Source organism: Heyndrickxia acidicola (assembly GCF_001636425.1).
Lineage (GTDB): Bacteria > Bacillota > Bacilli > Bacillales > Bacillaceae_C > Bacillus_AE > Bacillus_AE acidicola.
On sequence record NZ_KV440953.1, the window covers coordinates 3,997,442 to 4,011,001 of the forward strand.

Below are 13,560 nucleotides of genomic sequence, written 5' to 3' on the forward strand. Positions count from 1 at the left end.
GAAATGGTGACGTGATGCTCCCTTGAACAATCTTAAACGCTATAAAGATAACGTCATTCAATATGGAAAATACAGTATGGTGGGAATCAGCTGTGCGATCATTGATCTTGCCGTACTGTATGGGCTTCTTTTCTTTTTTCCAACGAAGCAATCCTTTTGGCTTGCCTTTTATAATTCTGCAGCCTATGGATTAGCTGTTTTGAACAGTTATATCTGGAATTCACGATTTACGTTTAAGCAAAAGAAGAATCCGAAACAATTTATCGCTTTTCTTATCCAGGCGGCTGCCAGTCTATTGATTGCTGATCTTGTATTCCTTTTGGGACTTTGGCTGCTGGGATCTGCTGGTTTATTTTCGAAATGGATGAATACATTTATTGCGAAGACGGCTTCTATGTTCCTGTCATCTACTTCAAGCTTCTTTTTCAATAAGTATATTGTCTTTAAAAAAGCAGAAGGAAAAGCAAAGAGGGAAACGGATAGGGTCCGCCATTAATGGTACCTATCCTTTCCTGTCACAGAAAAACGTGTACCAATTTTTATGGAGGTAAAACCATAGATATGAATAAAGCAATCCTAGATGGGACAGATGTTCCAATTCTTGGATGGGCATTCAGGCAGGTCCAAAAGGGGGAGCATCTCTTCTTGGAAGCGGAACTGGATGTTCATCCCACTGTGGTGAATTTTTTATCTACATTAAATTATAAAAAAGAAAAGATTACCCTCGTTACGGAAGGAAATGAGGAACTGACCGGAATATTTGAAATCTATCTGGGGATATCCAGAATTTTATTGATTGGGAACAGCCAAGAGATAGAAGGCGCAGATCCTTTTTCTTTTTTTCAACAAAAAAACAAAACCCTATCCGCGAATAAAAAGAATCAGCTTACGATTGAGAAGGAATTAAAGAAAGATCCAAGGTTAATGCAGATCGGCATTTTGCAGGTCTTGCTCGATCATAAGATAGACGATCAGGAAAACCGTAAATTTATTCTTGCTCTGCTGGATAAGCTTGTAAAAGGAGAGAAGCTGACCCGTTTTGATGAATTTATCAAGAAAGAAGTGGCTTATTCCGTTGAGGAAGCGATGAATGAAAAGGATGAATAGGTGTATTGCCCTTTCATCGGGCAGGCAGTATAAATAGATTGGAAATTGGAGGAGGGTTCTTTCTCCATTATAAGAACTTCGTAGATACGGGGTTCTTTTTGTTTGGTTGCTTTTTATCTCGTTACGAAAAGAATCTTGTTGGTCAAATGCCTGTTTGTGTATTGGTGTAAAAAACGCCCTTGCTGTAAAAAGACGAGTTTCATATAAATAGGTCTTTTTTGACGCTTATCAGGATTCAACAATTAGCCAAACGCCCCATCATTTCTGAGGAGGGAGTTTTGGGTTTTGCTATTTTTTTAAGGATTCGTGTTTTTTAGCAGTCTCGCACTTTCCTCTCTAATCAACCTTTGAATTAAATCCAAATTGGGATTGTACATAGATATAGGCCAGCGTTCTGATCATCCTGCTGGCTGATTTGCGCTGCAGGCACTCGCTTTTCGCGGGGCGGTTGGGGAGCCTCATCATAGCAAGCTCCTGCGGGTCTCCCCCTACCATACTTATTCAATAGAAAAAAGGGTGACTCCATTCAGCGGCGGCATATTCCAGTCCCTTTGAGTCACCCTCGCCTTTTAGCAAGGCTGTTTTCGCATAAATTGTTGCTTTACGTATAAAGAATTTATCCGTATGTGGCCTAGTTTCGTGGCATCTTTTCGTACGTTATTAAAAAGTTAACATACTGAATCTCGATTTTTTATCACTTACTGTGTCAGATAGGAACAAAGTTTACGAAAAGAGCCTTTAGCAAAGCTGAAATAATGAGCTAAAAAACGAGCAGTTAACGGATAGAAATGTAACAGAGCAGAGCTGAAATGCGATCTTAGGGAGTTTCTACTGTAATTCCTTCGAATACTTGATTCCAAAAGGTGTCTTCAAGACATAGTTCCGTTGTAATGGGCGTTTGAATGATGCAGGTGTGTGTTAATTTTGGTTCTTTTGGGATCGATGCTTCAGTAATAAAAAGGATATGGAATTGGTTCTTTACTTTTTCTTCCAGTATTTCTTCCAATTCTTTTATTTCAATATAGGTTCCGCCAAGCCGGACGAAGAGGATCAATTCACATGTATTTGCATTTTCCATGAAACGTTTAATACGTGCATCATACTTTGCTTTTACTTCAGGATAGGAGGGCAGGGATGTGGTGGTGTTCGGTGGAGATTTGAAATCATGGACAGATTCAATATCATTAAGGGTATCAAGGAATGCCAGCTCCTTGCCATCCAGCCAATAGTTTGTAAAGGCCAGGTTTTCAAGAAGCAGGAAATTATGAAAATCATTTTTTATTAGGCGATTCACGCCGCTTAAAGAATGGCTGAGATTCCAATCTAGGAAACCGGCAAACGGCCTTAATCCGAGCCTGCGGAGATGAATGGAGGGATAACAGTTTTGTCCTAAGCTATAAATAGCTGAATATCTTCTTTTCAATTCATTTATATGCATTTTACCAGTCCACCTTAGGAGAAATAGATAACGCGTACGAACAGTTCAAATCCATGAAAAAGAAGGAGCCGTGTAGGTTGGGCTCAGGTCTTACCAATTAAGATCCTTTTCATATCCTAAAGAAATGAGTACATCTCCTGCTGTCAATTTAAAGGCTTCCTTCAACTCATTTGTAAATTCATCCTTCCAGCCGCCAATTTTTCCTTTTCGAAATGTCGGGGATGATTGCGGATGAAGATTTTCCATCATGATTAAAGCTAATTGCTCGAGTTCATCAGGAGGCAGCTTATCTTCTGTGATAAACCGGGCCATTTCTTGTGTAGATGCCAGGCAGCTTGAATGGCTCGTGACAAATTCCTCAAATGAAAGGGACAATACGGATGGGTGGTTAGACCATTTTAAAAAAGAGTCAAACCACTCTCCGATGTCTGGCTGTGAATGTGTTTCAATGCCTTGTATCAGCAGCATGATTCTTTTTTTATGTGTCATATCAGAAGATGTAAACAGTTCGTATAAATCGTGTTCTGGCAGAGTAGGGATAAAATAAGCCATGGAAACCACGACATCACGGGGATCTCTATAAAGAAAGATTTGTTTCAGGCTACATTTATTTAATAACTCAGTCCATTCATCGGAAAAAAAGATATGTCCATTCAGAAATTCATTGGTCTTTAGGTTTGTCAGCCATTCAACGGCATCATTATTATAGGACAGCTCGCCGTATAGACCTTTCAGTTCATCGTTTTGAATACCTGGTATTCCTAAAAGCAGTTGTTTGACTAAATGAGTCCCGCTCTTAGGTATTGAATTGAAGAAGAATGGAGGGAAAAAAAGTTGATGATCATTTTTCATAATGGCGCTCCTTTCATAGGCTCTATTGCAATAGCTTGTTGAGTTCCGCTTTAAGTGCCTGCTTTTTAGCGGGCAATTCTGGAGTAAACCGCCATTTCAAAGTCTTTAGCGGTCTACCACTTGAATGGCAGGTTTTGCATAAGCAGTTGTTATCGATAAAAGGCTCTGTTCATTTCGATTTAGATAACTGATCACTTTCTAGCTCATTCGTGTGAAATGACCTTTTTACACGAATGAGCTAAAATATAGTCTCTTAACAAAGCCTTATTCTAAAAATGTTCTCGGATATATTCCTCCAGAAGCGGCCGATAATGATTCTCCAAAGCAGCTGCCTCAAGCTGGATTTCCCGTGCATACTTTTTAGTGCCAGCATTTTTGTGATATCGGAATTTAACTAGTGCTTCATCCAAATAATGAATGGACACACCGGTTAATAACAAGCGGAACCACATGTCATAATCATGTGTGAATCGCCATTTAGGGTTAAAGCTTTCAATCTCATCGAAGATCGTTTTTTTAATCATGGTAGTGCAGCCATTGATCGCATTGTATTTTAGCATTTCGGTATAAAGAACTTTAGGCTTTGAAATACGTGGCCCATTCCGATGAACCAATACCCGATTCTTTTCATCGATATAATCATAGTTTGTAAAGCTGGCCGCTGTATTCTTCTCTATCATAAGCTTTACTTGTTTTTCAATCTTATCGGGAAGAAAGTAATCATCTGAACTTAACCAGGCGATATAATCACCTTTAGCGGTTTTAATGCCCTCATTCAAGGCTGTAGCAGTGCCGCCGTTTTCCTTGCGAAGATAGATGATTCTGTTGCGGAAGAAATCTATTTTTTCGATAAACATGCTTGAGCCATCGTCGATTACAACCACTTCAATATTTGGGTAGGTTTGATTCAGTGCACTCTGGATGGCTTGATCGACATAGGGGCAATTATAAAATGGAATGATGATGGAGACCTTGGGGATCATCATAATCCTCCTATATGTGAATGATTGGACCGGGCCGGAGAATCTTCATCCCTGTGGGGAATGGTGTGTCTCAATATACCACTTTTTATTGTCCCAAACGAGTAAGGATTTCTCTGGCTTTTTCTTCAAAGGTGTCTACCGTACGCTGTATCGTCCATTTTTTTGCTTCCGCTTCGCCATTTACGATTAAATAGTGTCGTAGAAAAGGATCTTTTATCAAGGTCATGATATCTTTAGAGAGTTGATTGTCCATGCGGGAAGATACCAGGCAATTTTTATAGTGCTTTGCATAGTCCATATTCCCTCCTGCATAGGTAGTCACTAATGCTGCCCCGCATGCCATGGCTTCTAATCCTGTTAAAAGGGACGACTCAAAAATGGAGGATGTGACAAAAATATCCGTCTGGTTATACAACATGCACAATTCCTGATCATTTGCAGGCGTATGGAAAGTGAATTCATTTAGCATTTTTATCTCCTGTAGTGATTTAGAGATTGTTAGCTCAGCTGGCGGACAAAAAAGGTTTATCTGCACTTCCGGGTGCGCCAGCTTCACAATGCGCAACTGTTCAATTAAGTAATTCTGCTGTCTGTGCCAAAGTCCCCCTTCACTAAGGCGGACGATGGCAGAGATTTGCAACGGCCCATTCGTTTTTTTTGTATGCAGGTTTTTAAATACAGGGTTAATGCCATTTGGAATTACTTTTGCGTTCAGGCCGTGATTGACATCTACTAATTTTTTTTGAGCTTCAGAGACTACGAACAGATGGGGGGTGACATGGTAGCTGAGAAAGGTTTCTGCCTGATTCGGCATGAAAATGGGTTCGTAGCAGTGGGTATAACGGATATGTGTGCCGAGTCCTTTTTCTGCAGCCAATTGGCAGGGAGGGACGGTTGTATAGAAGTTCGAAACAATTACGTCTGCAGGCGGGAAGGAGTCTATGGGAAAATGATCGGGTACCACTTTGATAGTAGCCTTCATATCGAATTCAATGACGCCACTTTTGGATAAAAGAATGGTGATGTCATGCCCCTTTTCCGCTAATCCATTTGCCACTTCGGCTAACATACGTTGTGCTCCCCCTTTCGAGAGAGTGACAATGGGAAAGGTAAACCTCAAGCTTCTTCCTCCTTTTGTATCATTTCTTCCAGCATCGGCCGGTATTTATCATTGAGCTGGTAAATCTCTTGCAGCTGTGCATCGGCACTTTTAAAGGATTCGGATTCGGAATGAACCCGGTAGTTTACAAGGGGCTCATCTAAATAATGAAAATCATAATGCTGAATGACTCTCAGCCAGTATTCGAAGTCCTGGGTATAACGAAGGTTTTCATTAAACAAGCCAACCTTCTTGATGACATCCATTTTCATCATGACGGTGCAGCCATTGATATGGCAGAACGTTTTAAAACGGTTATAAAAATCCTTCTTGGAGGGAAAATGCAGACCTACGGATCTTCCGGTTACGTTGCTGTCCACATCTATAAAGCTGTAATTGGTATAGCTTACATCATAATGTTGGGAGATCATAAACCAGACCTGTTTTTCCAGCTTATCCGGTTCAAAGAGGTCATCTGAACTAAGCCATGAAAAATAATCTCCCGAAGCCTGTTCTATTCCGAGGTTTAAAGCACTGCCTGTTCCGCCGTTTGGCTTCCAGCAGTAGCGAATGGAGCTTAAATAGGGAATGATTTTATCAAATTCCTGTGTTGAGCCATCGTCAATCACAATAATTTCCTTGTTACTATAAGTTTGATTCATCGCACTTATGATAGCCTGGTCGGTATATCGGCAATTATAAGTAGGTATAATGATGGAAACCTTTGGATTTTCAGAAGATTTTTTCTTCATTGGTTTATCCCTCTTTTTTTCATTGCTGTTTTCGCATAGAGTGTTGTTTTTCTACAAAAGATCTATTCGTAATGATCAGTCTTAGTTGCATTTCTAACCCATATAAAAAAGATTGTACGCAATTCTTTTATTTCACTCACATTTTTAGGTACATATAACACTTAAAATAATTTAACTCAGGGAGATTGAAGGGGAGAGGCTGATAAAGCAGAGCGTGGCCGTCTGGTTTGCTGTGGGTTTATTAGAATATTAACTGCAGAGAATGCTATGCAAAATGGCTAGGTTAATGGCTTTGCATCCAATCTCTCAGCTCTATCAGCATGTCTTTATAGTCTGGGACTTGGTAGAGAAAATCCGTCCTCGTATTTTTTATGGTTCTATCGAGTACAATATCGCTGTCCGGTATAATGGTGACATCATCTTTTTGGAAAATCTCCTGAAATAATTTTAATAAGGAATATTTTGTGATTTTCTGTTTAGAGCAAAGGTGATACAGGCCGGTAATATTCTGCTCAATCATCTGTTCCGCTGCTTTGGCTAATTCAAGAGTGGTGACGCCGTTCCAAAATACTTTGTCATAGCCCTTAATCACTCCTGATTGCTTCATAAACCATAAAAAAAGACCAATCCCGTTTTCGTTCAGCTCTGGACCGATGATGGAAGTCCGGATGGTTGTATGTTTATCGCTCAGAATCTCTCCCCATCGTTTTGATCTGGCGTATACAGAAATTCCATCCGCGATCTCATCTTCGGTGTAATCCCCTTTGGTCCCCAGAAAAACGCAATCTGTACTGATGTGAATGACTTTTCCCTGGTGCCTCTCCATTAATTTTACCAGCTGGTGAGGGAGCAGGCCGTTCACCTGCAATGCCGTCATGGGGTCATTGCTAGCGGCTTCATTTAAGATGCCGATGCAATTGATAGCAATGTCCGGCCTCAACTCATCAATAACATGTTCAAGCCTTTTCGAGTCGGTTGCATCCAAATAAATACTATCCGGATCGTTTTTATCCCTTGAAGTGTAGGAAACTTCGTATCTAGGATTATGCCTAAAGTATTCTTTCATCACATGTCCGGCCATTCCTGTTCCTCCAAGGATTAATACCTTCATTTACAGGAAGCCTCCCTTCTCGAGCATTGCTTTAATTTCATCCATATTCATAAGTCCTGTACTGGAATTATACGTTTCTAACGTAACGAGTTCACATTGGCTGTAATATTCTTTTAGCCCTTCAATGTGGATGGAAGGCAGGATAACGTAGTATTCTTCATCATAGATTACAGTTGTTTTACTTTCATATTCCGAGAGGAGTAATTCATGGATTTTTTCTCCCGGACGGGCTCCAATGATATCCACTTCAACATTTTCTTGTTTCGATTCGTCGATTAATACCTGGGCAAGGTCGATAATCCTGCATGTGGGCATTTTCATGACAAAGATTTCGCCGCCGAGAGCTTCAAATGTAGCTTTAAAAACGAGCTTAATGGCATCCTGAACGGTTAGAAAAAAGCGGGTCATATCTTGGTCGGTAATGCCGACACGATTGTTTTCTTTTATTTGCCTTTTAAAAACATGGATTACACTTCCGTTTGTCCCCAGAACGTTCCCGCCCCTGATACAAACAAAACGTGTTTTGGTATCCAATGTATTTGCATGGATAATCAGCCTTTCTCCCATCGCCTTTGAGAGCCCATAGAAGTTGGAAGGATCCGACGCCTTATCTGTAGAAATATAAATGACCTTTTGAACATTGCAGTCTATCGCTGCATCAATGACATTTTGCGTTCCAAGTACATTGGTTTTTAAGGCTTCCATTGGCTGGTTCTCACATACAGGGACATGTTTTAAAGCGGCTAAGTGAAACAGATAATCAACATTTTTGCATGCTTTCGTTAAATCATCTTTTTCTTTTATATCCCCAATCACAAAGTTCAATTTGGGGTGGGAGTTAAATTCCTGCTTCATGGAAAATTGGCTGGCTTCATTTCTTGAGAATATCCGAATTTCTTTTGGGTTGCAGGAGAGAAGCTGCCGGGTTAATTCATGCCCCCAAGATCCCGTTCCTCCTGTTACTAAAATGACTTTGTTATTAAACAACTTTCATTCCTCCTGTTACTAAAATGACTTTGTTATTAAACAACTTTCATTCCTCCTGCTAATAATTTAATCACTTTATCAGAAACATTTTTAACATGATAACCTTCAGGGAATTCCCATACCTTTGGCTGGTTCACCATAATTTGAATGGAATGTAGGATTTGTTTCGCATCTATTCCGGATAATATATTGCTTCCGCACTCAATGGTTTCAGGGCGTTCCGTTGTTTTTCGGATTGTCACGGTAGGTACATGAAACAAGCAGCACTCTTCCTGTACGGTCCCGCTGTCTGTTAAGACACAAAAAGCATGTTTCTCTAATTTTACAAATTCAAAGAAACCAAAGGGTTCATGAAACTCAACCAGAGGATCTACAGATATTGAAGGGATGTTGTCGATTCGGGATTTAGTACGCGGATGGATGCTGCAGATCAATCTTTTTTTATATCTTTTTGCGGCAAAGTTCAGTCCTTGAATAATTTCTATTAATCGGTTTTCATGGTCAACGTTTTCAGCACGATGAATCGTAACAAGAAAATAGTCTTCTTTTTTAAGCTTTAATCTGTCTAAGATATCGTTTCCGTCAATTTCTTTTACATAATGCTCTAACACTTCATAAATGGGATTGCCGGAGACAATAATGCGGTTTCTTGGGACGCCTTCTTTTATTAAGTTTTCTTTGCTTTGCGGTGTGTAGGGCAAGTTAAAGCTTGAAATAGCATCGATAACCCGGCGGTTTTTCTCTTCCGGTACTTCTAAGTCAAAGCAGCGGTTGCCTGCCTCCATATGGAACACCGGAATGCCCATTCTTTCAGCCAAAATAGCACTTAATCCGCTGTTCGTATCTCCCAGAACCAGTACCTTGTCAGGGGTTTCTTTCAGGAGGATGGATTCCAGATTTTTATACATGTTCGATAGCTGCCCACCGAGTGTGTTTTGCTGGGCTGATAATGAATAGTCCGGCTTTCTGATTCCTAATTGCTGAAAAAAAATATCGTTTAGGGAAGAAGTGAAATTTTGTCCTGTGTGCACCAATATATGTTTCTCAGCTAAGACATCTAATTTTTTTATGATTAAGCTTAAGCGAATAATTTCAGGGCGGGTCCCTAAAATGGTCATGATTTTCATTGCCTGCACTCCTTGTTCCTATTTTTCAAGGTGCGTATTCTGGTTATCGATTCTTGGATATCATCTAAAATGCCTGTTTACCAGAATGCCTTTTGCATACAGTCAGTATCGTTGGTAGGTATCAAACAAATGAGTGTGAATTCCTCTATCAAGAGAGAAGATACAACCGAAATTGTATCTGCTCCTTAATCAGAAAGTGACTTTATCCGATTCCTACAATGTCACGTACAATAATCTCTCCAAGATATCTTCCTGTATTGGCTGGTTCGTATGGGAGTGTTACAGGTGCTGTTACAGTGGCATCAACTCTGATGCGTGCAGTATTTCCGTCCAATATACCGGCTGCAAGCAGAGCATCTCCGGATGCAGACACAACGTTTTCTGGATTTCCGCCATTGGATGCTGTAAATAAAGGAATATCTAAGATAACAATTCCGAGATTATTTACAATCTGAAGGTTTGCTGTAACAGTAGCTGTTTCATTTGCAGCGAAAGCATAAAAAGCTGAAAGTCCTAATGCTACACCTATTGGAAGACCGGGAATTATGAAATCGGTTTGAAATGTGACTGTTTGCCCTGATGCATTGTTAGGTGACCAAATATATGCGTTATTTCCATCTATGAAAGGCGTGGCTGGAGTGGTTAGGACAGCTGGGGTTGGAAGGGGCGGCGGTGGTGCAGAAGTATCTGCGATGACCAAAGTGTTGGAAGGAGTTGTGAAAGCTTGTAATGCTAATGGCAATAGAATGACCTCCTAAAAAATATTATGCCAAGCTAGTGGCATGTGATATTGTATGGCTTTTTCGATTATACGTATAGACGTATCAAAGAGTCGATTCCCCCATTTATATAAAAAATTTACAAATGAATTATTTTTATTTTTCAAAAAGTAGTATTTGTTTTGCATGTTTTATAAAGGTTGTTTTACGTACAATGAATACATTTTAAGTTGTCCGTCTTACCAAAATTTTTTTGCAAGCTATATAATATGAAATTAGTTTTTTCTTATAAATAGGCTATTGATTTCCGCTGCAGGCACTCACTTTCCTCTTCAATCATCAGAGTAAAAAATAACATTCAACAGATATTTTCACATGGTTTCATACAGAAGCTTTAATTTTATCTTTTTCTAAATGTCAACTGGCGGCAAGGTTTGTGAAAGAGCCGTTATAAATAAGTTTCAGGAAAGAGGATATCGGTCTATACACCAGCTTGTTCCTTAAAATATTTATGTAAATAGAATAAGAAAAGGGAGATGAACCATGAAGATCCTGCTTGCTACGTTTTGGATTGTTCCGCATGTAGGGGGGGTATGGAACTATATCAGTCAGCTTAAAAAAAAGCTTGAATCATTAGGAAATGAAGTAGATATACTTGGCTATGGCGAAAAGTATCAATATGTTTATATTGTCAATGAATTTAGGAAAGTAGAAAGGTCCCAATTGCTTCCTTTAGTGAATGAGAGCTTAGCCACAGATCCTCTAAGGGCCATTCCCAGTGATCCCATCGTAAAGCACTGTGAATTGGAAAGACGTATTTATGAGCTGGGGGCTGCTTATCTCGGCCTTGAAAAATATGATGTTATTCATACACAGGATGTACTCTCAACAGCCTGTATAAATCTATTGAATGTCAAAGGGCCGGCATTGGTGACAACATTGCATGGCTGTGTTGCCCATGAAATGAGGCGGCAGCTATCCTCTTCTCAAACCTCTGAAGAAGTGCGGAGGTACTTTGACGAATTGGAATATACAGGGACCGTATCAGCAGAATGGACCATTGTAGCGAATGAATGGCTTAAGAAGATTTTAACGGATGAATTCAAGGTACCTGCTGAAAAACTCAGAGTCTATCATTATGGTTATAATGTAGAAGACTTTTTGAGACAAATGAATGAGAAGCCGGCTGTTCAGCTATTTAAACCGGTTGTTCGCCCGAAGGATAAAAAGGTGATTTTGTATACCGGGAGACTTGTTCAGTTGAAAGGAGTTCATCACCTCATTGAGGCTCTCAGTTTATTAAAAAAGGTACGGCAGGATTGGGTTTGCTGGATTGTTGGAGAAGGGGAGAAGCGGCTGGAGCTGGAAGCACAGAGCAGAATTCTCGGGATAGAAGGGGACCTGATTTTTTTGGAAAAACGTGATGACATTCCGCAGCTGCTGGCAAGTTCAGATATTTTCGTTCTGCCGAGCCTCATAGAAAATCAGCCTTTATCCGTCATTGAAGCCCAAATTGCAGGGAAGGCTGTTATCGTTAGCGATGCGGGAGGCCTACCGGAAATGGTAAGGCATCAAGTAACCGGATTGATTTCAAGAATTGGAGATGAAGCGGAATTATGTCAGCATATCGATTCTCTGTTAAAGGATGATGCTTACCGTCAAAAGCTCGGGAATCAAGCTAGGGAGTGGGCCTTCCACCACTGGTCACTGGAAGAAGGGGTAAAAAAGGTGTTGGAAGTATATAAAGATGCAGTGGAGAAAAAACGGGCTGAAGCAGCAGAATAATATAATTCTTTTTATTCTATTAAGAGACTTCGTAATATTGGAGTCTCTTATTTTGGATGTTTTTTTTGTCTATGATTCGTTTGTATATCTATTAATCTGCAAGTACTTCTTTTCGCTTCAATCAACTTTGGATTCGTTTCTACTCCTGGCTCTAGCTGAGATATGGTGGAGTACCCCGATCTTCCTGCTGGGTTGATTTGCGCTGCAGGCACTCGCTTTTCGCGGGGGGGGGGGTTGGGGAGCCTCATCATAGCAAGCTCCTGCGGTGTCCCCCCAAACACGCTGATCCTGCAGGAGTCTCGTGCCTTCCGCTCCAATCAACCTTTAAGTTAAATTCAAATTGGGAATGTAAATAGATATAGACAGCGTTCTGATCATCCTGCCTGTTCTTTTCTGCTCAAATAAATTTTTAACAGAGACACCATGCTATTATTCTCACCAATTGTTCTTCTCCCTTTTCCCTTTTTAGTTCAAAAATAAAAAAGAGGTGACTCAAAAGGCCGCTTATAACCACCTTTTGAGTCACCCTCCATGCCCATAATTTTATTCGGAGTCTGGCGTATCGGCCTTTTCGAATAATGCAGGGTTATTGTGTATATCATTTATTCTTCTTTCATCCTCTTTTGTATAATCAGCCTTGCTTTTTACACCGCCGTATCCGTCGGCAATGCCGATGATTTGAGTAGGGTTGTTGATTCTATCAACGATAATATCACCGGCATTTCCGATTATTCCTCCCGAAACGAAATCAACACCATCCAGGGTTTTCCTCCCCATTATGCAGATGAAGAAGGAATCCACTTCATTACTTAAAAAGAGCAGGTTATAGAGAAAAGCGATCCGAACGTCCAATCGATAGCAGGAAGCTCCTTGTTTTAGGGCCTCTTTTATAAAGGAGGCTTGAAAATTGTTTACTCCGCCATCTATGACGAGAGTGTCCTCTTTTATCAATAATAAGTATTCGGGTCCTACTATATTTTCAGCGGATAAAAAAGAAATGATGATGTCAAATGGCTCTTGCTGTTCCGCCAGTTCTTTCATTGCATGGATCTGATGAAGTGTATATTTTGGCAGGATTAAGTTTAACGCTTCTGCTATTTTTTTTGTCTTGGTGTAGCTCCTTGAATACATACTGACCTTTGCATTTCTTTCCGCCAGCCTTAATGCCGTTTTGGTGCTTAAATTTCCAGAGCCGATCACGAGTACGGATTTATTTTCAATTTCATCATTAAAATAGTGCCTGACCAGTAAATCACAGGATTCTATCGTCGCATCATTGGGCTTGCAGGTAATAATCCTGGATTGTTTTATGATCCTTCTGGCTTCTTCTACAAGAGGGACATGTTGTTTTTGCTCAACATCTATTAAAATATATTCCACTCTACCGTCTATCATCAAAAGGCATTCCCTTGCCTGGTCCAAGTCTGTTACAAGAAAGTTAATGGCTGTAAACCCGAGGGCCTCTCTCCTTGGCAAAACCCTGAAATCTGATGACTTTTTTGCCGTCATGCTGATGATAGCTGCCGTTTTGTTTTTTGCACCTTGCAAAAAAGCAAGTTCCTCTTTAACTAGTAATTGGAAATTCGGATGATCATCGATA

General features: G+C 40.2%; 13 protein-coding genes. 3 read left to right on the forward strand and 10 right to left on the reverse strand.

Going from position 1 to position 13,560, the window contains the following annotated elements:
- Positions 1-22 precede the first annotated feature (22 nt).
- Positions 23-496: a GtrA family protein gene (locus A5N88_RS18655; RefSeq protein ID WP_157090723.1), complete on the forward strand. Its 474-nt coding sequence runs from the start codon at positions 23-25 to the stop codon at positions 494-496.
- Positions 497-561: 65 nt separating this feature from the next.
- A complete protein-coding gene (locus A5N88_RS18660) occupies positions 562-1,107 on the forward strand; it encodes a hypothetical protein (protein WP_066268758.1) in 546 nt (181 codons plus the stop codon).
- An 817-nt stretch (positions 1,108-1,924) separates the two neighbouring features.
- Here the strand turns inward: A5N88_RS18660 and A5N88_RS18665 are convergent.
- From A5N88_RS18665 to A5N88_RS18705, 9 genes are all read right to left on the reverse strand, one after another.
- Complete coding sequence (locus tag A5N88_RS18665; RefSeq protein ID WP_066268759.1) at positions 1,925-2,545, reverse strand: DUF1796 family putative cysteine peptidase; 621 nt, start codon at positions 2,543-2,545, stop codon at positions 1,925-1,927.
- A 90-nt stretch (positions 2,546-2,635) separates the two neighbouring features.
- Positions 2,636-3,397, reverse strand: coding sequence for a sulfotransferase domain-containing protein (locus A5N88_RS18670; RefSeq protein WP_066268760.1), 762 nt, complete (start codon positions 3,395-3,397; stop codon positions 2,636-2,638).
- Positions 3,398-3,666: 269 nt separating this feature from the next.
- Complete coding sequence (locus A5N88_RS18675) at positions 3,667-4,380, reverse strand: glycosyltransferase (protein WP_066268763.1); 714 nt, start codon at positions 4,378-4,380, stop codon at positions 3,667-3,669.
- A gap of 85 nt (positions 4,381-4,465) precedes the next feature.
- On the reverse strand, positions 4,466-5,449 hold the full coding sequence (locus A5N88_RS18680) for a glycosyltransferase family 4 protein (RefSeq protein WP_157090724.1): 984 nt from the start codon (positions 5,447-5,449) through the stop codon (positions 4,466-4,468).
- 47 nt (positions 5,450-5,496) lie between these two features.
- A complete protein-coding gene (locus tag A5N88_RS18685; RefSeq protein ID WP_066268767.1) occupies positions 5,497-6,231 on the reverse strand; it encodes a glycosyltransferase in 735 nt (244 codons plus the stop codon).
- Positions 6,232-6,514: 283 nt separating this feature from the next.
- Complete coding sequence (locus tag A5N88_RS18690; protein ID WP_066268768.1) at positions 6,515-7,342, reverse strand: dTDP-4-dehydrorhamnose reductase family protein; 828 nt, start codon at positions 7,340-7,342, stop codon at positions 6,515-6,517.
- A complete protein-coding gene (locus A5N88_RS18695) occupies positions 7,343-8,329 on the reverse strand; it encodes a polysaccharide biosynthesis protein (protein ID WP_066268769.1) in 987 nt (328 codons plus the stop codon). It abuts the gene before it with no gap.
- A gap of 35 nt (positions 8,330-8,364) precedes the next feature.
- Positions 8,365-9,456 (reverse strand): non-hydrolyzing UDP-N-acetylglucosamine 2-epimerase, encoded by a 1,092-nt coding sequence (gene wecB / locus A5N88_RS18700; protein WP_066268772.1) that lies wholly within the window; start codon positions 9,454-9,456, stop codon positions 8,365-8,367.
- 202 nt (positions 9,457-9,658) lie between these two features.
- Complete coding sequence (locus A5N88_RS18705; RefSeq protein ID WP_066268774.1) at positions 9,659-10,198, reverse strand: hypothetical protein; 540 nt, start codon at positions 10,196-10,198, stop codon at positions 9,659-9,661.
- 520 nt (positions 10,199-10,718) lie between these two features.
- Between A5N88_RS18705 and A5N88_RS18710 the strand changes: the two genes are divergently transcribed.
- The gene (locus tag A5N88_RS18710; RefSeq protein ID WP_066268776.1) at positions 10,719-11,960 is read left to right on the forward strand and encodes a glycosyltransferase family 4 protein; all 1,242 of its coding nucleotides are present in this window, start codon (positions 10,719-10,721) and stop codon (positions 11,958-11,960) included.
- A 543-nt stretch (positions 11,961-12,503) separates the two neighbouring features.
- On the opposite strand, the gene A5N88_RS18720 is transcribed toward A5N88_RS18710, so the two are convergent.
- The gene (locus A5N88_RS18720; RefSeq protein ID WP_198160322.1) at positions 12,504-13,508 is read right to left on the reverse strand and encodes an NAD(P)-binding domain-containing protein; all 1,005 of its coding nucleotides are present in this window, start codon (positions 13,506-13,508) and stop codon (positions 12,504-12,506) included.
- Positions 13,509-13,560 lie beyond the last annotated feature (52 nt).